Source organism: Actinospineispora spinosispora DSM 44797, assembly GCF_000429025.1.
Classification (GTDB): Bacteria; Actinomycetota; Actinomycetes; order Mycobacteriales; family Pseudonocardiaceae; genus Pseudonocardia; species Pseudonocardia spinosispora.
Map to the genome: position 1 here is coordinate 100,618 of NZ_AUBB01000021.1, position 21,214 is coordinate 121,831.

Annotated in this window: 22 protein-coding genes; 12 read left to right on the forward strand and 10 right to left on the reverse strand. The window is 69.6% G+C overall.

Annotated features, from left to right (window positions below):
- Positions 1–10: 10 nt before the first annotated feature.
- The 6 genes from G406_RS0108990 (at position 11) to G406_RS0109015 (ending at position 6,154) form a co-directional block, all read left to right on the forward strand.
- The gene (locus G406_RS0108990; RefSeq protein WP_028933565.1) at positions 11–1,510 is read left to right on the forward strand and encodes an ethanolamine ammonia-lyase reactivating factor EutA; all 1,500 of its coding nucleotides are present in this window, start codon (positions 11–13) and stop codon (positions 1,508–1,510) included.
- Complete coding sequence (locus tag G406_RS0108995; protein WP_028933566.1) at positions 1,507–2,718, forward strand: MFS transporter; 1,212 nt, start codon at positions 1,507–1,509, stop codon at positions 2,716–2,718. Before G406_RS0108990 ends, G406_RS0108995 begins: the two co-directional genes overlap by 4 nt.
- Positions 2,719–2,780: 62 nt before the next feature.
- Positions 2,781–3,911, forward strand: a complete 1,131-nt coding sequence (locus G406_RS0109000; RefSeq protein ID WP_028933567.1) for an ABC transporter substrate-binding protein — start codon at positions 2,781–2,783, stop codon at positions 3,909–3,911.
- 14 nt (positions 3,912–3,925) lie between these two features.
- Positions 3,926–4,519 carry a cupin domain-containing protein gene (locus tag G406_RS0109005; protein WP_028933568.1) on the forward strand — a complete coding sequence of 198 codons (594 nt, stop codon included), beginning with the start codon at positions 3,926–3,928 and terminating at the stop codon, positions 4,517–4,519.
- A gap of 1 nt (position 4,520) precedes the next feature.
- Complete coding sequence (locus G406_RS0109010; protein WP_028933569.1) at positions 4,521–5,153, forward strand: cupin domain-containing protein; 633 nt, start codon at positions 4,521–4,523, stop codon at positions 5,151–5,153.
- Complete coding sequence (locus G406_RS0109015; RefSeq protein WP_028933570.1) at positions 5,150–6,154, forward strand: substrate-binding domain-containing protein; 1,005 nt, start codon at positions 5,150–5,152, stop codon at positions 6,152–6,154. The genes G406_RS0109010 and G406_RS0109015 overlap by 4 nt, the downstream gene beginning before the upstream one ends.
- A gap of 64 nt (positions 6,155–6,218) precedes the next feature.
- On the opposite strand, the gene G406_RS0109020 is transcribed toward G406_RS0109015, so the two are convergent.
- From G406_RS0109020 to G406_RS0109035, 3 genes are all read right to left on the reverse strand, one after another.
- Positions 6,219–6,512, reverse strand: a complete 294-nt coding sequence (locus G406_RS0109020) for a hypothetical protein (protein ID WP_156934753.1) — start codon at positions 6,510–6,512, stop codon at positions 6,219–6,221.
- A 140-nt stretch (positions 6,513–6,652) separates the two neighbouring features.
- Positions 6,653–7,495 carry a COG4705 family protein gene (locus G406_RS0109030; protein WP_211241086.1) on the reverse strand — a complete coding sequence of 281 codons (843 nt, stop codon included), beginning with the start codon at positions 7,493–7,495 and terminating at the stop codon, positions 6,653–6,655.
- A 328-nt stretch (positions 7,496–7,823) separates the two neighbouring features.
- On the reverse strand, positions 7,824–9,125 hold the full coding sequence (locus G406_RS0109035; RefSeq protein WP_028933573.1) for a sensor histidine kinase: 1,302 nt from the start codon (positions 9,123–9,125) through the stop codon (positions 7,824–7,826).
- 70 nt (positions 9,126–9,195) lie between these two features.
- On the opposite strand from G406_RS0109035, the gene G406_RS0109040 reads away from it, so the two are divergent.
- On the forward strand, positions 9,196–9,870 hold the full coding sequence (locus G406_RS0109040) for a response regulator transcription factor (protein ID WP_037075869.1): 675 nt from the start codon (positions 9,196–9,198) through the stop codon (positions 9,868–9,870).
- Between the two features lie 156 nt (positions 9,871–10,026).
- Positions 10,027–10,266 (forward strand): hypothetical protein, encoded by a 240-nt coding sequence (locus G406_RS0109045; RefSeq protein ID WP_028933575.1) that lies wholly within the window; start codon positions 10,027–10,029, stop codon positions 10,264–10,266.
- Between the two features lie 9 nt (positions 10,267–10,275).
- Here the strand turns inward: G406_RS0109045 and G406_RS0109050 are convergent, their stop codons facing one another.
- From G406_RS0109050 to G406_RS0109070, 5 genes are all read right to left on the reverse strand, one after another.
- Positions 10,276–11,028: an ABC transporter permease gene (locus G406_RS0109050; RefSeq protein WP_037075780.1), complete on the reverse strand. Its 753-nt coding sequence runs from the start codon at positions 11,026–11,028 to the stop codon at positions 10,276–10,278.
- A gap of 94 nt (positions 11,029–11,122) precedes the next feature.
- Positions 11,123–12,460 (reverse strand): sensor histidine kinase, encoded by a 1,338-nt coding sequence (locus G406_RS45695; protein ID WP_064742875.1) that lies wholly within the window; start codon positions 12,458–12,460, stop codon positions 11,123–11,125.
- Positions 12,461–12,893: 433 nt separating this feature from the next.
- Positions 12,894–13,265, reverse strand: a complete 372-nt coding sequence (locus G406_RS45700; protein WP_037075782.1) for a cupin domain-containing protein — start codon at positions 13,263–13,265, stop codon at positions 12,894–12,896.
- A complete protein-coding gene (locus tag G406_RS0109065; RefSeq protein WP_028933577.1) occupies positions 13,262–14,161 on the reverse strand; it encodes an allantoinase PuuE in 900 nt (299 codons plus the stop codon). The genes G406_RS45700 and G406_RS0109065 overlap by 4 nt, the downstream gene beginning before the upstream one ends.
- A 58-nt stretch (positions 14,162–14,219) precedes the next feature.
- Positions 14,220–15,692, reverse strand: coding sequence for an MFS transporter (locus tag G406_RS0109070; protein ID WP_169736657.1), 1,473 nt, complete (start codon positions 15,690–15,692; stop codon positions 14,220–14,222).
- Positions 15,693–16,017: 325 nt separating this feature from the next.
- Between G406_RS0109070 and G406_RS55520 the strand changes: the two genes are divergently transcribed.
- Both G406_RS55520 and G406_RS0109080 read left to right on the forward strand, forming a co-directional pair.
- The gene (locus G406_RS55520) at positions 16,018–16,671 is read left to right on the forward strand and encodes a GntR family transcriptional regulator (protein ID WP_169736658.1); all 654 of its coding nucleotides are present in this window, start codon (positions 16,018–16,020) and stop codon (positions 16,669–16,671) included.
- Between the two features lie 203 nt (positions 16,672–16,874).
- Entirely contained in the window at positions 16,875–17,321 is a 447-nt protein-coding gene (locus G406_RS0109080; protein ID WP_028933580.1) for an anthrone oxygenase family protein, read from the forward strand.
- Positions 17,322–17,363: 42 nt separating this feature from the next.
- Here G406_RS0109080 and G406_RS0109085 read toward each other — a convergent pair whose 3' ends face one another.
- On the reverse strand, positions 17,364–17,804 hold the full coding sequence (locus tag G406_RS0109085; RefSeq protein ID WP_245607059.1) for an Lrp/AsnC family transcriptional regulator: 441 nt from the start codon (positions 17,802–17,804) through the stop codon (positions 17,364–17,366).
- A 133-nt stretch (positions 17,805–17,937) separates the two neighbouring features.
- On the opposite strand from G406_RS0109085, the gene G406_RS45705 reads away from it, so the two are divergent.
- Complete coding sequence (locus tag G406_RS45705) at positions 17,938–18,504, forward strand: RBBP9/YdeN family alpha/beta hydrolase (RefSeq protein WP_037075783.1); 567 nt, start codon at positions 17,938–17,940, stop codon at positions 18,502–18,504.
- 48 nt (positions 18,505–18,552) lie between these two features.
- Here the strand turns inward: G406_RS45705 and G406_RS0109095 are convergent, their stop codons facing one another.
- Entirely contained in the window at positions 18,553–19,380 is an 828-nt protein-coding gene (locus G406_RS0109095) for an alpha/beta fold hydrolase (protein ID WP_211241087.1), read from the reverse strand.
- Between the two features lie 43 nt (positions 19,381–19,423).
- On the opposite strand from G406_RS0109095, the gene G406_RS0109100 reads away from it, so the two are divergent.
- Positions 19,424–21,193 (forward strand): GNAT family N-acetyltransferase, encoded by a 1,770-nt coding sequence (locus G406_RS0109100; RefSeq protein WP_028933583.1) that lies wholly within the window; start codon positions 19,424–19,426, stop codon positions 21,191–21,193.
- Positions 21,194–21,214: the final 21 nt, after the last annotated feature.

The window sequence follows — 21,214 nt, forward strand, 5'->3', positions numbered from 1 at the left end:
GGTCCGCCGGATGCACGACGTCGACTTCGACCACGAGCACGGTGCGGGCCTCTCCGACGAGGAACGGGAGGCGATCGCCAGGGCGATCCTGGAGCAGGACACCCTGGAACTGCTCACCGTAGGGATCGACATCGGCAGCTCCACCTCGCACCTGCTCTTCGCCCGGGTCTTCCTCAAGCGGGACGTGCGCGCGGTCTCGAGCCGCTTCGAGGTGGTCGACCGACAGGTGGAGTGGCGGTCGCCGATCGTGCTCACGCCGTTCCTGCCCGACGGCACGATCAACGTCCACGAGCTCGGGCACTTCCTGCGCCACAGCTACGTGACCGCGGGCCATACCCAGGCCGATGTCGACAGCGGCGCGGTGATCCTCACCGGCGAGGCGATCAAGAAGCGCAACGCCAGGGCGATCGGGGAGCTGTTCGCCAGCGTGTCCGGCACGTTCGTGTGCGCCACCGCGGGGCACCGGCTGGAGGCCATCCTGGCCGCGCACGGTTCCGGCGCCACCCGGGTGTCACGCGAGCGCGGCGTTCAGGTGCTGCACGTCGACATCGGCGGCGGCACGACCAAGCTCGCACTGATCGACCGGGGCGAGATCGTCGGCGTCGCCGCGTTCGCCGTGGGTGGGCGGCTGGTGGCGACCGATCGGGCGGGGGAGTGGACGCGCGTCGACCACTCCGCGCTGCGGGTGGCCGCGGCATTGGGCCTGGGTACGAGTCCCGCCGAGCTGGCCGATCCCTCGGTCCGGCGCGCCATCGCGGAGCGGCTGGCCGACCTGCTCGTCGACCAGGTAGCCGGCGGCCCCACCGATGAACTCGGGCGCGAGCTGGAGCTCACCGACCCGTTGCCCCGCACCGTGGCACCCGCCTACCTCACGTTCTCCGGTGGGGTGTCGGAGTACCTGCTCGGGAACGAGCGGCGCGACTACGGCGACATCGCGCGGGACCTGGCCGAGGCGGTCGGCGCTCGGCTCGCCGGCCGGGTGGGGCTGCCGGTGCTCGACCCAGGGCAGCGCATCCGTGCGACCGTCATCGGTGCATCCCAGTTCACCGTGCAGGTCAGCGGCAAGACGATCCATCTCACGCCCGGCGCCACGCTGCCGGTGCAGAACGTCCCGGTGGTCCACCTGGGGGAGCCGTTGGCGTTCGACGTCGACCCGGTGGCGGTGACGGCGGCGTTCCGGCGCCGCGCCGCGCTGCAGGACCGCGGCTCGGACGAGGCACTCGCGTGCGCGTTCGCGTGGACCGGACCGCCCACCTACGAGCGTCTCGCCGCCGTCGGCAGAGGGATCGTCGGCTTCGCGGGCGAGAGCGACCAGCCGTTGGTCCTGGTGATCGACGGCGACGTCGGGCAGAGCCTGGGCCGGCTGCTGGAGCGTGAGCTGGGCCTGCGCAGGCCGTTGATCTCGATCGACGGGGCCGAGCTGGGCGACCTCGACTTCGTCGACGTCGGCGAGCTGCTCGACCCACCGGGTGTCGTGCCGTTGGTGATCAAGTCGCTGCTCTTCTCGTGACGGATCACGCCGTTCCGTCGCCACGGTCCGTCGGGCTGGCGGTGTACCTGCCGTCGCTGCTGTTCGGCATCGGCCAAGGCGCGGTGGTGCCGCTGGTGGCCCTGTCGGCGACCACCCGAGGGGCGTCCGTGGGGATGGCGGCGGTCGCGGTGGCGGCGATGGGTGTCGGCAAGCTGCTGGGCGACGTCCCTGCCGGGAACCTCGCCGCGCGCCTGGGGGAGCGGCGGGCGATGCTCATCGCCACCGTCGTCGCCGTTGCGGGCCTGGCCCTGTGCCTGGTCGCCCCGGATGTGATCACGCTGTGCGCGGGTCTCGGCCTGGTCGGGGTCTCCTCGGCGGTGTGGAGCCTCGCGCGGCAGGCGTATCTCACCGAGGTCATGCCCTACCGACTGCGTGGGCGGGCGTTGTCGCTGCTGGGCGGCATGCAGCGGGTCGGGCTGTTCGTGGGGCCGTTCCTCGCCGCCGCGGTGACCGGCCCGCTGGGGCTCGCCGGTGGCTACTGGGTACACGTGGCTGCGGCGTTACTCGCGGGCGGCGTGCTGGTCGTCGTGCCGGACCGGGACGTGCGGAAGCTCGAACCGGGGCCGGACGGGCACTGCGTGGCCGACACCGTAACGCGGTCCTCGACCCGGATCCTCCGTGATCATCTGCGGGTCTTCGCGACGATCGGGATGGGGAGCTTGACGATCAGCGCGGTCCGCACGGCCCGCCAGGTCGTGGTTCCGCTGTGGGCGGACCAGATCGGCATGACACCGACGGCCGCGAGTGTGGTCTTCGGGCTGTCCGGCGCGATGGAGATCGCCACGGTCTACCCAGGTGGCCTGGCGATGGACCGGCTGGGCCGGCGCTGGGTGGTGACGGTCTCGATGGCAGGCCTCGGCCTGGCACTGTCCGTAGTGCCGCTGGCGACGACCCCGGTCCTGCTCGCGGCGCTGGCGTCGGTGATGGGGTTGGCGAACGGCCTGGGCAGCGGCCTCAACATGACTCTCGGCGCGGACGTCTCGCCTGCCGTGGGCCGGCAGGTCTTCCTCGGAGCGTGGCGGTTCTGCACCGACATCGGAAACGGGCTGGGGCCGGTGGTGATCGGCGCGGTGAGCGCGGTGTCGGCCCTCGCGCAGGCGTCGATGGTGATGGGCGGCACCGCCGTCGTGTGTGCGGCGGCGATGCGGCGCTGGCTGCCGCGACCGGACCTTCCCTTAAAGGGCTAATTGTAATACCATCAGTCCGAATCGGACGGTGTTGGTGCTCATCCCGCGGAAGGACCAAGTCGATGAAGACTCGATCGCTCGTCGGGCAGACGGCCGCGCTGACCGCACTGGCGCTACTGGTCACCGCGTGCGGCGGCGGACTGGCCGACTCCGCCCAGGGTCGGAGTGACCAGCCTGCCGCGTCGGCGGCCCAGGCCGTCTACGCCCAGATCGCGGCGCTCCCCAAGGATCAGCAGCGAGCCAAGGCGGTGGAGCTGGCCAAGCAGGAGGGCGCGTTCTCGCTGTACACGTCGATGACCGACAGTCTCGCCCAGCCCGTGGTGGCGGCGTTCACGAAGCAGTTCGCCATTCCGGTGAGTCTCTTCCGGGCCAACTCCGAGACGATCGTGCAACGCACGCTGCAGGAGGGGCAGGCCAACCGGCCCGGTGCCGACGCGGTGGAGAGCGACTTCGCCGAGATGGCGACGCTGGCGGGTGAGCACCTGTTCGCCGACTACGACGGCCCGGCTCTCGACAGGGTGAAGGAGGGACGGTTCGACCACTGGACGGCCGACCGCGTCAACCTGTTCCTGCCGGCCTGGAACACCAACCTGATCGCGCCGGGCCAGGAGCCGCGCAGCTGGGAGGCCCTCGCCGACCCGAAGTACCGCGGCAAGATCACCATCGAGCTGTCGGACAGCGACTGGTACGCGAACCTCACCGACTACTGGCTCGCCCACGGAAAGACCCAGCAGCAGGTCGACCAGCTGTGGCAGGGGATCGTGGCGAACGCCAAGGCGGCCAAGGGGCACGTGGTGATGATGCAGCTGCTCAGCGCCGGACAGACCTCGATGGACGCGATGAACTACACCTACATCACGCAGCAGTCCAAGGACGCAGGCGCTCCGGTCGCCTATCGCCTTGCCGACGGGACGAACCCGATCCCGGCCTTCCCCCGGCCGAACGGCGTCGGGATGCTGGCCAACGCGCAGCACCCGGCCTCGGCCTGGCTGTTCTACGACTGGATGCTCGATGAGGGCCAGAAGCTGCTGGTGGAGCAGCACCTCACCCCCTCGACCGAGGTCGAGGGAGACACCAGCCTGCAGGGGCTGAACATCGTCCCGTTCGACACCCGGTCACTGGTCGAGAACGCGAAGTCCTGGGATGACCGCTACGACGCGCAGCTGCGCGGCGTGCAGCAGGTCAGTAACTAGATCGGAGTAGCTGAATGAGCGACGGCGACCAGCCGGGGGACGACCCGGCACTCGCGCACCTGTACCACAGCCAGAAGAACCGGACCTTCGTCCGCGCGATCCAGGGTGAGTACGGGCTCAACGCGGAGCTGCGGCGGTTGCGCTCGATGCCGCGCGTCCGCAAGGCCAACGAGATCAAGTTCGTCGACGGGCCCCAGGCCTACAGCCGCCACTACGTCGAACCGAAGGACGGCATCGCCCAGACCTTCCATCTGCACCTGGAGGAGTACGGGCCGGGCGGGAAGTCGCAGAAGCACGGGCACGTCAACGAGGCGGCCTTCTACATCCTCGACGGCCGGGGTTATGAAATCCACGACGGCATCCGCTACGACTGGTCGGCGGGCGATGTCGCGATCGTGCACAACAACTGCGTGCACCAGCACTTCAATGCCGATCCGGACCGGCCCGCCCGGGCGCTGGTGATCAAGACGAAGCCGATGTACCTGTTCCTCAACATGCTGTTCCAGAAGCAGGTCGAGCCGCGCGCGACGACGGCCGCCCCCGGCGGGGAGGCCTTCACCGCCCGCGAGGAGGAGACCGACCACAACCACCCGGCAGAGGGGTACTGAGATGGCGTGGGACGAGACCGGTGCCTGGGTCGCGGGGGCGCGCACGGCACAGCTCTACGCCGAGCAGCTGCAGCGGGCGGCTGATGCGCCCGTGCGCAACGCGGGGCGACGCAAGGTGTTGCACCCCGACGACATGCCGTGGGAGATGTCGCGCCAGGGCCTGCTCAAGCACCTGCTCAACGAGGCGCTGGACACACGGATGGAGACCGTCGACGCGTACATGCAGATCATCCCGGGTGGCAGCCGATCCGGTCGGCACCGCCACCTCGCGGAAGAGTGCCTCTACGTACTGGAGGGCACGGGATACGACCTGCACCAGGACTGCGACGTCGAGATCACCGACACGTACCACTGGACGCCACAGGAGGAGGTGCAGCGTTTCAGCTGGGAGGCCGGCGATGTCATCTACGTGCCACCCAACACGATCCACCAGCACTTCAACGCCGACCCGGCGCGCCCCGCCCGGCTCATCTCGGCGACGAACCGCGTGTACCGGTACTGCGGGCTCGACGACCTCGAACAGTACGAGGACGCCCCGGAGTACGACCCTTCGGTCGTGCTCGACGCGGAGAGGGTGCGCCAGTACGTCGCGACCCGCGAGCTCAGCGGACGCTCTGCGGCGGACCAGCCGTGAGCCGAATTCCGATCACCCTGGCCTGCTGGGACTACGACCGCACGCGAGCTCTCGCCGACGGCACCGTCCGGCCTGAGGGTGTGGACCTGACCTACCTGAACCTACCGGTCGAGGAGACGTTCTTCCGGATGCTGCGGCACCGGGAGTTCGAGGCGGCGGAGATGTCGCTGTCGTCGTACGTGACCCACCTGGCGGCGGGCGGCGCGGAGGCCGCCGATGGCCTGGTGGCGATCCCGGTGTTTCCGTCCCGCGCGTTTCGCCACCACGGCGTCTACGTCCGCGCCGACAGCGCGGCCGAGAAGCCGGCCGATCTCGCGGGCGGCACGGTCGGCGTTCCCGAGTACCAGCTGACGGCGGTGGTGTGGATCCGAGGGATACTCGCCGACCGGCACGATCTGCCGGTTGCCTCCGTGCGCTACCGCACCGGGGGCATGCACACGCCGGGACGCGTCGAGAAGCAGCACCTCGACCTGCCCTCCGGTATCGACGTCAGGCCCATCCCGGCCGACCGCACACTGGTCGACATGCTGCTCGGGGGTGAGATCGACGCGCTCTACGCCCCGCGCACGCCCCGGCCGATGCTCACCGGCGGCGGCGAGCTGCGCAGGCTGTTCGCCGACGCCCGCGGCGAGGAGGAGCGCTACGCCGCCGAGACCGGCATCTTCCCGATCATGCATGTGGTGGTGCTGCGCAGGGACGTATACGTGGGCCGACCGTGGGTCGCGCGCTCGCTGTACACGGCATTCGAGCGGTCCAAGGCGCTGACCGAGGCGCGGATGGGGGAGGTCGCGGCCAACCCGTACATGGTGCCGTGGCTGACCGACGAGCTGGAGCGGACCCGAGAGCTGCTGGGCCGCGACTTCTGGCCGTACGGACTCGCCCCCAACCGGGCGACCCTCGAGGTCTTCCTGCGCTACGCCCACGAGCAGGGGCTCACCCGCCGCCGGCTCGCCGTGGACGAGCTGTTCGTCCCCGAGACGCACGAGAGCTACGTGATCTGACGGGGACCGCACGCGGCCTGGACTTCCCGACGCCTCCCGGGTGCTGATGATCGGTCTACGGCCCTCAAACGGACCTGGGTGAAAACGAGCTGGTCGTGGCCGGTTCGAATCCGTCCGCCGTCCAGTCGGCGGTCTCGCCGCCCCGGGTGGGATCGTCGTCGGACCACAGGTCGTTCTGGTCCTCCAGCGGCCATGAGTCGTTCGGTGGGGTCTGGCCGTGGCCCATCGCTTCGGCGGTACGCCGTCGGATTCTGTTGCGCATTCGCTCGAGGAGGCAGGTCAGTCTCACCGCCACGAGCAACAGATGGTCCGGCGGTCCCACGAGAGCGGCAACGTGGTGGCTGAGCGTCATGGACATGGCAGACCTCTCGCATATCCGGGTGTATCGAGGCATTCGGATTCAGGAGGCGAATGGCCTGGTCAGCATCGCCTAATCAGCCGATCGGACGCGCACGGTCGTGGACGATTCGCCCGCGCGTGTTGGACAGCGGTGGGCCTTCACGGGTGTGGCCCGGCTGAACCGGTCAGGGCTCCGTTGGGGTGTTGTGGTTCGCCGGTGAGCCGGTTGATCGGGAGCGGCAGGGGTTCGAGTGGCCGGCGGCGGAGTTGGACGATCTGAAGGATGGTCAGCCCGATCAGGAGCGTCAGAAGTGCGACCGAGCCCCACAGCGTGCCCCAGCCCAGGCCACCTTCGTCGGTTGGTTTGGTCAGTGCGTCACCGCCGGCGGCGCCGAGCGGACGGGTCAGGATGAATGCCAACCAGAACAGGAGGGTGCCGTTGACGCTGGTCAGGTAGTGCGCGGCGACGATGACCAGCATGATCGCCGAGATGACAAGGAAGGCGCCGGTGAAACCGAGTCCGGTGTCGTCGGACAGCCAGTCGCCACTGGAGGTGCCCAGGGTGTTGGACACGAGGATCGCGATCCAGTACAGGAACTCGCCCTTGCGGCTGGCGATGTTCTCCACGTCGTAGGTCTGGCCGGTGCGCCACCAGGCCAGGAACACGAGCGCCAGCAGCCCACTGAGTAGGACCGCGCCCCAGGCGTAGCCGATGCCGTTGGGTTCGCTGGAGTGGCCGAATCCCCGGTTGAGGAAGTCCGAGACCTCGGTGCCGACCATGCTCGTGCCGAGGACCACGGCCCAGAACAGCGCCGGGTGCAGACGTCCGGCTCGGAGCTGAAGTGTCAGGACCGCGCCGAAGAAGACCAGGAAGATGATCGCGGTGGCGACGTAGCCGACCTGGAGGGTGATGCCGAGCAGATCTCCGGCGGTCTCGCCCAGTGTGACCGCGACGATCTTCAGTACCCAGAACAGCAACGTCACCTGGGGGAGCTTCCGCATTACGTATCGGGTCGATTGTTGGGCGTGCGAAGACATCGTCCTCCTGTCTTTATGCCTTGCTGATTGATGCGCGCGTGAGTCCGCTGCGTCGACGTCACGGTAGCGGTCGCGAGTGACCGCCACTCGACATTCACGATGGGTGAGACGGTGCGTTCGAGTCGGAATACGATTCGTGCTGAGTAGCGCTGACCTGCGGATACGTATGGTGCGTCAGTCTTGTTGGGCGACTCACTCGGCCGCCGATAGATGAATTAAATGGTCAAATCATGGCCATCGGATTACCGACAATTTACCTTCCGAGGTGCGAATCGACTTGATCGACCGATTTTCAGGCGGACTCGTCGGGGCCATCCGGTGTCGGTATGAACAGGGTGAAAGTGGGTGGTGCGGGCTTGGTCAGCCGGAGTCGGCCGCCCTCGGCTTCGGCGAGGCTGCGCGCCAGCGCCAGGCCTATGCCGTGACCGGTTGCGGTCGGATTGCGCCGGGTGAACAGCTGGTCGACACCCAGGCTGATCCCCGGGCCCTCGTCGGCCACGTCGATGGCCAGTGCGGCGCCGGCGTCGCGGACGCTCACCCGCACGGTGCCCACGCCGTGGGTGACCGCGTTGTCGATCAACACGGCGAGGATTTGGCGGACCGCCGCCGCGGCGGCGTTGGAGACCGGTAGCCGAGGCGCGGTTGTGCACGCGAACATCCGGTGCTGTGCTTCCAGACGTGGTCTCCAGGTCAGGGTCAGCGCGTTCAGCAGGGGTTCGAGCGCGAGTGGTTCGCGGAGCCGGGTGGAGTCGCGTGCGAGGCTGAGCAGGTCCTCCACGGTCTTCTGTAGCCGTTCGGTGCCTTCGACGGCAGAGGTGACCGCCGCGCGTAGGTCGTGGCTGGGCTCGTCGAGTGCCACCTCCAGGCCGAGGCGCAGCGCGGTCAGCGGGGTGCGGAGTTGGTGCGATGCGTCGGCGGAGAAGGCGCGTTCGCGGGTCACCAGGTCGCTGAGCCGGGTTCCGGTGTTGTTGAGCGCGTCCGCGACCGAGTCGATCTCCGGTATGCCGGCGACCGGGAACCGCACGCTGAAGTCGCCATCGCCGAGTTCTCGGGCGGTCACCGCCAGGTCTTCGAGGGGTCGACTCATCCGTAGGGCCATCCGTCGCGCGATGAGCCAGACCGCGAGCACCGCCATCAGGGCGAGTCCCGCCATCAGCAGCCACACCAGGGCGATGCGGGTGTAGACCTCGGTGGCGGTCGTGCTGGCACGCACCATGGCGAGCAGGGTGTCGCCGTGACGGATCGGTACCGCGACCACGATGCCGCCGTCACGGTCGGCGACATGGATGCGGCCGTTACGTGCTCTGTCGACCGCGACATCGCCGATCGGTGGCCCCTCGCCGATCATCCGTCGGCCTGACGGGTCGTATACGGCGAGGATCGCGTCGTGTTCGGTGCTGGCGACCGGTCCGGGCTGCTGACCGAGCGCCAGCTGGATCCCGACGGTGACGGCGGCGAGGTCGGCGGACCGTTCCAGCTCGCTGTGTTCGTCGTCGATCAGGTACCGCACGACGAACGCCGCGAGCGGAACGCCGAACAGCGCGATCGCCAGCGTGGCGGCCAGGACGGCGAGGCCGACGATACGTGTGCGCACTCCGGGATTGTGCGCCCCGGGCTTCCTCTGCTGACCGCCGGTTAGGCTCGGTGGGGTGACGGCTCGGGTGATGGTGGTCGAGGACGAGATGACGATCGGTCGTCTTCTGGAGGGTAGTTTGCGGTCGAACGGCTACCAGGTCACCTGGCAGCGCACCGCGCACGGCGCGTTGCGTGCCGCGCCGTCGGATTTGATTTTGCTCGATCTGGGGTTGCCCGACTTGGATGGTGTCGAGGTGTGTCGGCAGTTGCGTGTCGCGCAGCCGGGCACGGTGATCGTGATGCTCACCGCTCGTGATGAGGAGATGGATGTTGTCGTCGGGCTGGAGGCGGGCGCGGACGACTATCTGACCAAACCGATCCGGTTGCGTGAGCTGCACGCGAGGATCCGGGCGCACCTTCGTCGCGGTACCACGTCCCAGACTTCCGCGCCGTCCTACACGCTGGGCGATCTGGAGGTTGATGTCGCCGCTCGGCGGGTGCAGCTGGGTTCGGTGCCGGTGGTGCTGCGGGCGCGGGAGTTCGACCTGTTGGCCAGGCTCGCGGCCGAGCCGGGTGTGGCGATCAGTCGTTCGACGCTGATGGCTGATGTGTGGGGTCATGACTGGTTCGGTCAGACCAAGACGTTGGACGTGCATGTCGCGGCGTTGCGGCGAAAGCTCGTGGCGGCGGCCGAGGGGCTTGATGTCGTTCTTCCCGAGATCGTCACGTTGCGGGGTCACGGGTTCCGCTTCGAGCTCGCCTGATCATGCTGTGGTGAGGTCGGGAGTTTGCCGATCGATTACCGTCGGCTGGTCGGGGGCTTGCTGTCGGTTCTTTAGCGTTGATCTCGTGTTGATGACACTGGCTGCGTCCACGGCGGTAGTGCTCGTGCCTCCGGCGCCGAGCGAGAACTGATCTTGGTGTCCGGGGCGATCAGGGCGCTGTCGGCTCATTACCGGTCAGCGGTGCGGGACCGGCCGGCGGCGACGTCCGAGGAGATCGCCGCCATGATCATGACGCGGCTCGATCGTGAGCAACTCGTGGCGTTGGCCGCGGATGGTGTGGGCATGGGTGGACGGCCGGGCGCGGACACCACGACGTTGGCATACGGCTTCGTGCGGAACTTCGTGCGCGCGATGGATTCCCCGGACGACGAGTAGCGCTACCGGTCATCGATCGGTGGGGCGGGTGATGAGGCCTCGCGCGACGAGTTCGAGGGTGATGAGCACGGCGATGACCTCGGCGGCGAGCAGCCCGATGAGGACCAGCAGCTGCGCGGCGCCGGCCTGGACCGGGTCACCGCTTCCGAGTAGCACCCCGACGAAGGCGCCCGGCAGGGTGACCAGGCCGACCGTGCGTGTCTGGTCCATCGGCGGGATGAGCGCCTGGGTCGCGGCCGCCCGGCATACGTGCAGGGCCGCGTCCCGTTCGCGCAGCCCTATCGACAGGCCCGCTTCGTACTCGCCGTGGCGGGTGTGTATCTCGTCGAGTGCTCGGCGCCCGGCCTGGGAGGTCGCGGTCATGGTCCCGCCGATGATGATGCCGGCCACCGGCACGATGGCGATGCCAGTCATCGGTACCGCGGCGGAGCCAAGAGCAACGGTCAGTACCGGTAGCGTGCCGGCCGCGATCGGGATGGCGCTGAGCAGCGCGGAGCGGTCGGGTGACATGCGGCGGGCGGAGGTCCACAGGGCCGCGCCGAACATCAGCACGACGAACGCCGCGGTCAGCCACAGCGACCCGACCACCGCCACGATCACGGCGGAGACGGCCGCGAGCTGCAGGCAGGCGCGGACCGCGGCCGTCACGACCTGGCGTGCGACACCCAACCGGCCTGCCGTGGCCGCCCCGACCGCGACGGCCACCAGCACCACCAGCGCCGCACCCAGACCCCAGCCGAGGTTGATGGTGGAACTGCCCACAGCGTGTGGCCTCCCTGGTGCGGTGTTCCCTGACACAGGGTCAACCGCTTCTGTGTCACGGGCAACCATGCATGGGTCGGGCGTCGATCGTGGGTCAGCGCGTGTGGGCCGGTGCTGTGCGGGGAGCCGCCGCCGTAGGGCAGAGGTGCTGGAGGGTGGCGATGAACAGGGTGAAGGTCGGGGGAGCGGGCCGGGTCAGTCGCAGTCGGCCGCCTTCGGCCTCGGCGAGGCTTCTGGCCAGTGCCAGACCGATGCCGTGCCCGGTGGCCGTCGCGCCTCGGCGGAGGAAGAGTTCATCGGTGGGTGTGGTGATTGCGGGGCCTTCGTCGGTCACGTCGATGGCGAGCGCACCGCCGGCGTCGCGCACCGCGACGACGACACCTCCCGCGCCGTGGGTCAGGGCGTTGTCCATCAGTACCGCCAGAATCTGTCGTACCGCGGCGGCCGAGGCGCCGGAATCGGGCAGGTGTGTTCCGGTGTGGATGGTGAGGGTTCTGTTGTGGGCGGTGAGCCGGGGGCGCCATGCCTGGTCGAGGCCGTGGAGTAGGGCGTCGATGGCCAGTGGTTCGCGCGAGCGCGCCGTGTCTCTGGCGAGTGAGAGGAGGTCTTCGACGGTCTTCCGCAGGCGTTCGGTGTCCTCGACCGCGGCGACGACAGCGGCGCGCAGGTCCTGGTGGGAGTCCTCCAGCGCCACCTCGAGTCCGAGACGCAGGGCGGTGAGCGGAGTCCGCAGCTGGTGGGAGGCGTCGGCGGAGAATGCGCGCTCCCGGGTCACCAGGTCACTGAGCCTGGTGCCGGTGGTGTTCAACGCGTCTGAGACCGAGTCGATCTCGGCTATCCCGGCAGCACGGAAACGCACGCTGAAGTCGCCGTCGCCCAACTCGTGCGCGGTCTCGGCCAGGTCCTCCAACGGCCGGGTCAACCGGGCGGCCATCCGTCGGGCGAGCAGCCACACCGCCAGCACAGCCCCGACGGCCAGACCGGCCATCAGCAGCCAGACGGTGACGACCCGCGAGTACACCTCGGTTGTCGGTGTGCTGGAACGTACGACCCCGAGCACCGAGCCGCCGGCGCGGACGGGCACCGCGACAACGATGTCGCCACCGGGGTCCGAGGTGTGGACCCGACCGTTGCCGGCGGCTTTGGCCACCGGTGGGTCGGCGGTCGGCGGCCCGTCGCCGGTCATCCGACGCCCCGTCGGGTCGTAGACGGCGAGGGTGGCGTTGTGTTCGGTGCTGATGAGCGGGCCCGGGGTCTGGCCGAGTGCGAGCTGGATACCGACCGACACGGCCGCCAGATCCGCGGAGCGTTCCAGCTCGCCCCGCTCGTCATCGAGCAGATATCTCACCACGATGGCCGCCAGCGGTATCCCGAACAGGGCGATCGCCAGCACGGCCGCGAGCGCGGACAACCCGACGATACGTGTGCGCACCCGAGGAGTCTGTGCCCCGCGCCCCCGCCGACAACGCACGGTGACCCGATGATGGGCAGCCGATAACCCTCCGTTTGCCTTGACCGGCAGTGTGGCGAACCGGGCCCGACCTGGGACCACCCGATCTGGACGGCGTCGAGGTGGACACGGCCGCGCGCCGGGTGAGCCCCGGTGACGAACCGGTTCGCTCGCCAGGCTCGTCGGCGAGCCCGGCGCCGCGATCAGCCGTGCCACGCCAATGGCCGGCGACGTCGACATCCCCGAGATCGTCACACTGCGTGGGTATGGATTCCGCTTCGATCCTCACCGACAGCGAAGCTCGGCGGCGCCCGCATCGGCCGGACCGGGGTCAGTCGAGCGCGCGCGAGCGTACTGCCACTGCGCTCTTCTCACCCGATCCGTCACATCCGGCTCGGACCAGCGGTCACCGGGTTCACCGTCCGCCCGCCGGGCGCGACTCGCTGGGTGGCCGCGACGGCGACGGGAAGGAGAACACCGAGACCAGCTCGCCGACGCCGGTGTTGGCCAGCGAGTGCCACCGGCCGGGCGGGATGAAGATCGCGTCGCCCTGCTGGAAGGCGATCGGGTCGCCGTCCCGGCGAAGCTCGCCGCTGCCCGCCGCGACGTACATGACCTCGCCGGTGGTGTGCACCGTCTCGTGCTCGACCACGACGCCCTCGGGCACCGTGGCGACGCCGAGACAGTGCTCGATCTCCGGGACGTTCACCGATGACAGCAGCAGCCCGCTCTCGTCCGGCCCGCCCCGGTGCCGCACGAACCCGCCCACGTGCACGTCCCCGCTCATACCGCACCGTCCTTGCGCAGCGTGTGCCACCACTCGGCGATCTGTGCCCTGGTAGTGATCCACACGTCCGGGAACGACGAGGCGTAGGCGAGGAAGTCGTCGAGGCCGCCGATCCGCCCGGGCCGCCCGATGATCCGGCAGTGCAGCCCGACCGACATCATCCGAGGCCGAATCTGCGCCTCGGCGCGCAGCACGTCGAACGAGTCGCGCGCGTAGGTGTGGAACTCGCCGCCGGTGACCATGGTGCCCATCCACCACTGCATGTCGTTGACGTCGGCGGTGTAGGGCACCACGAGCTGGTCGGTGCCGTGCACGTCGACGTAGTAGGGCAGGTCGTCGTTGTAGGCGTCCGAGTCGTAGCTGAACCCGCCCTCCTCGACCACCAGCTCGCGGGTGTGCACGCTGGGGCCGTAGCGGCAGTACCAGCCGACCGGCCGCGTACCGGTGACCCGTTCGATGATCTCGACGGCCTCCCGGATGTGCGCGCGCTCCTCGTCACGGGACAGCTGGAAGACCTCCTCCCAGCGCAGGCCGTGGCTGCAGATCTCGTGCCCCTGCTCGACGGCCACCCGCCCGACCTCGGGGTGGATCTCGAGAGCCTTGGCCGCCGCGAAGAAGGTGGCCGGGGCGGAGTGCCGCTCGAGCACGTCGAGGATGCGCCACACGCCGACCCGGGAGCCGTACTCGTACATGGACTCCATGGCGAGGTCCCGGGTGCCGTCCGGCACCGGCGAGCGCCCCCACTCGGTGCCGGTCTCCTGGGTGTCGTCGCCGCTCGGATAGGCCCGCTCGGCGCCCTCCTCATAGTTGACCACGATGGACAGTGCCAGTCGCTTTCCGTCTGGCCAGGCCACGTCCGGGTAGTTGTTGTTGTACCCGATGAAGTCTCTCGGCATGTCGTTCCTTCCTGGCCCGGGCGGGCCGGTCTTCCGATGCGGGGTGGGAGCGGGGTGCTCAGCCGGCGCGGACCGGTCTGCCGTGCAGCTCCTCCAGCGAGACCCCCCGGGTCTCGGTGCTCAGCGGCATGAGCAGCGCCATCAGCAGGTACATCACGGCCAGCAGGCAGAACGCGGCGACGACTCCGGTCCGCTCGAAGACGACGGTGGCGACCACCGGCATCACCGCGCCGCCGAGGAAGCCGACGTTGACCACGAGCGCGGTGCCGAACGCCCGGATGCTGGTGGGGTACAGCTCCGGCGACCAGAGCCAGACGGTCGTGTTGACCATGAGGCAGCAGAGCTGGAAGGCGAAGCCGATCAGCAGGATCGACCAGTCGGAGTAGGCGTACAGCGCGAAGACGACCACACAGACCGAGCCGGCCACCGTGCCGATCGCCACCACGGCCCGCCGGGCCAGCACGTAGCTGGCCAGCGTGGCCAGGCATGCGCCGATCAGCGCGCCGAGGTTCTGCACCATGGTCAGCGCGAGGCTGCCGGCGATCGAGTACCCGCGCTGCACCAGCAGGGTAGGCATGATCAAGATGATGCTGAACTCGACGCCCCAGGCCAGGAACGCCGCGACCGACATGACGACGGTGCGCCTGCGCAGCGGCGGGGAGAGCACCTTGGCCAGTTCGCCGGACGCGGACCCGCTGGTCTGCGCGCTCTCCGAGGCCGCGGCGGTGCGTTCGTCGACGAACGCGGTCACCTGGTCGTCCGGCGGCGGCCGCAGGCGTCCGCTGGCCAGCCGGGTCAGCGCGCGGTTGGCCCCGTCGATGTCGCCGCGCTTGAGCAGGTGCGCCGGGGTCTCCGGCAGGTAGCGGCGGAAGAACACGATCAGGATCACCGGCAGCCCGAGCAGCCCGAACGCCCACCGCCAGGCGTCGTCGCCCGCGCCGGTGAGCGTGGCGACCGGGCCCAGCACGAGCAGGGTGTAGGCGAACACGAGGAAGACGCCGACGCCCGCCGAGATGGTGTTGAACAGCGAGACGAACACGCCGCGCACCTTGGTCGGCGACAGTTCGGACAGGTAGGTCAGCCCGATGGCGATCTCGCCGCCCACGCCGAGGCCGGTGATGACCCGGCTCAGCGCGAGTACCAGGTACGAAGGCGCGAACGCCGAGATCACCGTGCCGACGCAGTACACGGCCAGACTGACCGACAGCACCGACCGGCGGCCGAGGCGGTCGCCGAGCACGCCGCCGCTGATCCCGCCCACGACGACGGCGACCAGCGTGATGCTGGACAGGATGCCGATGCTCGACGTGTCGACCCCGAACGCTTTCTGCAGCGCGGGGCCGAGTGAGGACAGGATCAACTGCTCGAACACCTCGAACAGGCCGCCCAGCACTACGAGGACCAGCGCGAAGTAGTGCGTTCTGGTCACGCCGATCCGGTCGAGGACCTCACCGAGGGTGGCGGCGCGGCCTCCCGGACCGGACGCGGTGGCCGCCACGGACTCGTGGCCGGCCGGGGGTGGTTGGTTCATCATGGCTCACCTCGGCGGTGTCGGGCTCGGGTGTCGGCGAGGCCGCGCACGGGACTGCCCACGGTGTGTCCGCGGACGACCTGGTCGACTTCGTCCCCGCTGTGCATACAGCACCGTTGCTGATTGTGTACTGACTTGCATACAGAACGGGATAGCGGGAAAGCTACAGCTGACCTGCGCGTACGGCAAGGGGCTCGGCTCGATTGCCGGTGCGGGGTACGGTGATCGGCCGGACCGGTGGGCCGGACTCGTATACTCCGCGGTACACGGGTTTCGTGTGCGGGCCGCTGGTCACGGGGCGACAGAGAGTAGGACACTGGAGTCGATGGGGGCTGCACAGAACGAAGCACGGAGCCAAAAGGTCGTCGACGCGGTGGCCCGGCAGATCTCGGACTTCGAGCTCGAACCTGGCGAGCGGCTGACCGAGGAGGGACTGGCTCGTCGCTACTCGGTGAGTCGAACGCCGGTGCGTGAGGCGCTGAAGTCGCTGCAGGAGATGGGGCTGGTCGAGCGACTGCCCAGCGGCGGGTACGCGGTCCGGGTGGTCAAGCTGGAGACGGTCGCCGACCTGATGGTCATCTGGGCGACGCTGGAGGATTTGGTGATCCAGCTCGTCGGCGAGCAGGCGGACCGCCCCGCGCTTCAGGCGCTACTCGCCCGGACGTGCGACGGGACCAGCGGGGACCCGGTCGTCGAGGAGCGGGTGCATGCCGAGCTGGCCGCGCTGTCCGGCAACGACGAGCTGGTCCGGATGCTCGGCACCATCTACAGCCGTACCCAGCCCTACCGGCGGCTAGACGGACTCAACCGGCGCGAGGAGGTCCACGGCGACCACGTCCGGATCCTGGAGCTGCTGGTCGACGGCAAGGTGGCAGACGCTCGCTCGCTGATGCGCGAGCACGTGGAGAAGAGTCACCGGTTCGTCGACATGCTGCTGCGCGGCGGCGTGCGCTCGCTGTCCTTCGACTCGCCGGCCTGACCGACGCCCAGGTCACGATCGGCCGGATACCGGCACGCTGCTCCAGGACGCCGTGTTCTCCCGGACCACCTCTGTGGAGCCGCCGTAAGCGCAGGGCGTGACTGTGGCGGTGTCCAAGAATGTAGCGCTGCTAGATATTCGAGCGATAGCAGTGCTAGCGTTGAACGGTTACTTGTCGATGCTAGGTCCTAGCGAGGGTCGCCGTGCTCAACGCACTCGAGGTCGTCACCACCGTGATCGTCGGCGTGATGGTGGGGGTGGAGTTCTCCGTCGCCTTCGTCATGAATCCGATCTTCCACGCGCTCCCCGAGGACAGCGGCCAACTCGGCCACGCCCACGGGGGTCGGATACTCGGCGCCGTGATGCCGATCTGGTACATCGGCTCCCTCGTCCTCGTCGGGTTCTGGGCCGTCGCCGGGCGACACCATCCCGGTAGCGGCCTCGTCGTCACCGCCGGCGGGCTGCTGTTCCTCAGCGTGGTCATGTCGGTCCTGCTGCTCGTCCCGATCAACAACCGGAACAAGACGTGGACCCCCGACAACCGGCCCGAGGACTGGACTCAGCAGCTGCGCCGCTGGGAACGCTTCCACTATGTCCGCGTGGCGGTGATCATCGCTGCCTTCGCCCTGCTCGTCACGGCGCTCGCCTGAAACCCGAGGCCCCACCCGGGCCTGAGCGCGGGTCCCGTTGGCTCACTGTTGCTGGGGTGAGGTGACGGCCTTCGGTGGGTAGGCCCTCAGGACCAGTGAGGTGGTGACGGGGCCGAGGCGGGCGACGGTATCGACGATGCGCTCGAGTCGTTCCGCGGAGCCGGCGTGGACATCGAGCAGGAAACAGTCCTCGCCGGTCAGCCGGTAGGTGTTCGTGATCTCCGCGAGCTTGTCGAACATCGCGAGCGCCGTGGGGATCTGGGCGTGCGTGGTCCGTAGGCGAATGACGGCATGGATGTTGAGTCCCAGTTTCGCCGGATCGACGCTGGCTCGGTACCCGGTGATGACACCCGCCTGTTCGAGCCGATGGATACGGGCGGACACCGCGGGTTGGGAAAGGTTGACCCGGCGCCCGAGCTCCGCCGCGCTGAGCCGGCCGTCGCTCTGCAACAGGGCGAGGAGCGCGGCATCGGTCGAGTCCATGGAATGCATCGTTCCTCCGGGCATCTACTTTCGATTCATTCGTCGAGAGCGACCGGGGTGATACCCCCATGTCATCGTCACCCAGGTAACTGTTCGTCGCCCCACCCTCTGGGCGCATAATGATTGGTGACTCGTGGACTTCGTGCTGGTTCCCGGTATCGACGGATCGGATGAGCGCCACTGGCAGAGCCGGTGGGAAGCCGCCTGGGGCCACCGTGCCACTCGAATCGCGCCGGCGTCATGGACCGCACCCGACCTGGAGGACTGGAGCAACGCCATCACCCGGGCCTGCGCACGATCTGGACCGGACACCGTGCTCGTCGCCCACAGCCTCGGCTGCCTCGCGGTGGCCCACTGGCTGTCGCGGCACGCCGACGACACGCGCGGTGCGTTCCTCGTGGCTCCGCCGGACAGGCACGGCGCTGCCTTCCCCCGAGACGCGGCGCCGTCGTTCCTGGTCGTCGCCGCGCTGCCGCTGGGCACGCCGAGCCTGGTGGTAGCCAGCGACGACGACCCCTACTGCGCGTCGCCCAGCTCGCGGGACCTTGCCCGGCGTTGGGGCGCGCCCCGGGTGAGCGTCGGTGCGCAGGGGCACTTGAGCTCGGACAGCCAGCTCGATTCCTGGGACCACGGATGGAACCTGCTGACCGCCTTCGTGGCCGGCCTCGGCGGTCACCCGGGAACAGACAGCGAGAGCTGACCGGACGCGGTTCGGATCGACCACCGATCCGGCGTGTCGTGCCAGGGTTCACCCGTGGCGGACCTGGTTCGGCGACTCGCCCGCCGCGGTGCTCCGGGCCACGTGCTGCATGAGCCGTTCCGGCCACGCCGCGACGTCCGCCGGGACATGGGCGACGTCGAGGGTGCAGTCCGGCAGCGTCGCGACCAGGTTCTCCGCCGTCGAGACCGGGTGGGCCGGGTCGTCGACCCAAGCGAGCACATGGACCGTCATGCTCAGCCCGGCGAGAGCCCGTCGAGCCGGCAGATCGGTGAGCGCCGCACCCCGCAGCAGTGCCGGGAGGAGGTGCTCGGGCACATCGGGGGTCGTCTCGGGCTGCTGCGAGGTCGCGGGTGGGACCGGGTACAGCCGCCCGGCTCGCACGAACGCCGCCACGCCGTGCTTCTCGACGAGATCGGCCGCGCGACGGTAGTCCTCGGCCTTCGCCGCACGCGTGTCCCACGCTGTCGGCGGGACGAGCAGAGTCAGACCTGAGAACCGGTCCGGCTGCCTGAGCGCCGCGTGCAGCAGCGTCCCGGTACCCATCGACGGGCCCACGCCGTGGACCCGCTCACCTGGGAACCACCGGTCGAGCAGCCGCAGCAGGTCGTCGGCCAGAACCTCCCATCGGTAGTCCTCCGGGACAGCTCGCCCTGCCGAGCGGCCGTGCCCGCGCGCGTCGTACCGCAACAGCCGGGTGCCGCTGAGCCCTCGCCCCAGATCGAGGTCGAGCAGCCGGTCGCGGACGCGGCTGGAGGTCAGGCCGTGCAGCTGGACGACCGGGTGGCCTCCCTCGTCGCTCAGCTCGACATCGAGCTCGGCGCCGGGGACGGCGAAACGCGGCAGAGGGCGGCTCACAGGCGGCTCCAGGAGGGGAGGTTCGGCTCCCTAGAGTACGGAGATGCGGCTGACCAACGTTGCGCACCTGCGACTGCCCTTCGGCCGGCTCCTCGGCTACGACGTCACCGTCGGGCCACCCGGGCGCGCACTCCCGGTCTCCTTCGACCAGCGACGCCACGTCGGTGCCGGAGACCGCCCGGGCTCATGGATGGCGCTGTCGGTGCGCCTTGCCGAGGCTGTGGAGCCGGGGCACCTGGCAGCCGCCTGGCTGGCGGTCGTGGCCCGGCACGGCACCCTCCGGTCGGTCTTCACACGGGCCGGGGACGGCACCCCGCTACTGCACGAGGTCGACATCTCGCCGGGTGGCTGGGTCGAGCACCCGGTCGCGTCCGGGCAGGCCGTGAACGACACGCTCCGGGCAGTGCTCGACGCGGCGTGCACGCCGTACGCGTCTCCGTCACACCGACTCTGTCTGCTCGAGACCGCGGACTCCCCGACCGTCGTCGTTGCGGCCGACCACGCCCACGTGGACATGTGGTCGATGCTCGTCGTCGCCCGCGACCTGCTCGCGGCCCTGGTCGACGCCCGCGCCGGCCGGACACCCGTTCTCGCCGAGACACCTCCCTTCGCTGCGCACACCAGTGCCATGCGCGACCGCCCGCTGGCCCCGGACGGGGTCCGCGCGCGGTGGGCCGAAGTGCTCGCGGCGTGCGGCGGGGTGATGCCGAGGTTTCCGCTCCCGCTGGGGGAGATCGACGCGATGCACCACGAACGGGTCGAGGTCCGCGACGTTCTCGACGTGGACGCCAGCGCCGCGCTCTCGGTGCGCGCCCGTGAGGAGAAGGTCTCAGCGCTGGCGCTGGTGGTCTCGGCGATGACCGCGGTGACCCGTGAGCGAGCGGACATTCCGCTCCGCGCGGTGTTCCCGGTCCACAGCAGATACGAGGCGACCTGGCACGACTCGGTCGGCTGGTTCATCACCAACGCCGTCATCGAGTCGGCCGACGCCTCGCCCCGCGCCTGCGCGGAGGCCGTCAAGGAGGCGGTGCACCTCGGGTCCTGGCCGCTCGAGGACGTGCTCCAGCCATGGGGTGGGATGCCCGAGGCGCCCGGCATGTTCGCGATCTCGTGGCTGGACCTGCGCCGGTTGCCGGTGCGCGTCGATGCGACCGGCCTCGAGGCGCACTACGTCGGAGCGGCGGTCCTCACCGACGGGGTGATGCTGTGGTTCATCCTCGACGAGTCCGGCCTGCACCTCCGTTGCCGCTATCCCGACACCGTCGAGGCGCGTAGGCACGTCGGCGGCTGGCTGGACGCGCTGGTGGCGCGGCTGCGTGACCAGGCAAGGGCCGCCGACCACAGTGTGCTCCAGCTCGCCGGACGGGTGTACCGCATCGACCGAGCCGCCCGGTCCGACGTCCCAGCCCTCATCGCACTGCTCGCGAGCGACGAGACCGGGCAGGACCGCGAGGTCAGCGACGTCGAGCGCTACGAAGCGGCCTTCGACGCGATCTCGCGCGACCCGTCCCACTTTCTCGCCGCGGTCCGTGACGAGCTGGACCGTGTCGTCGGCACCATCCAGCTGAGCATCATCCCCGGTCTGTCCCGAGGCGGCGCCAGCCGGATGCAGGTCGAGGGGCTCGGTATCGCTCCCGCAGAGGGCGCCGGCAGCCTCGGTTCGGCCATGATCGAGTGGGCCCACGACTACGGCCGCGCCCGCGGCGCCACCCACGCCCAGCTCATCACCGACACGGCCCGTACCGATGCCCGCCGCTTCTACGAGAGCCTCGGGTACGTCGCCAGCCACGCCGGTTTCACACGGCCGCTCTGACCTGGGGGAGGCTGTGGAGAA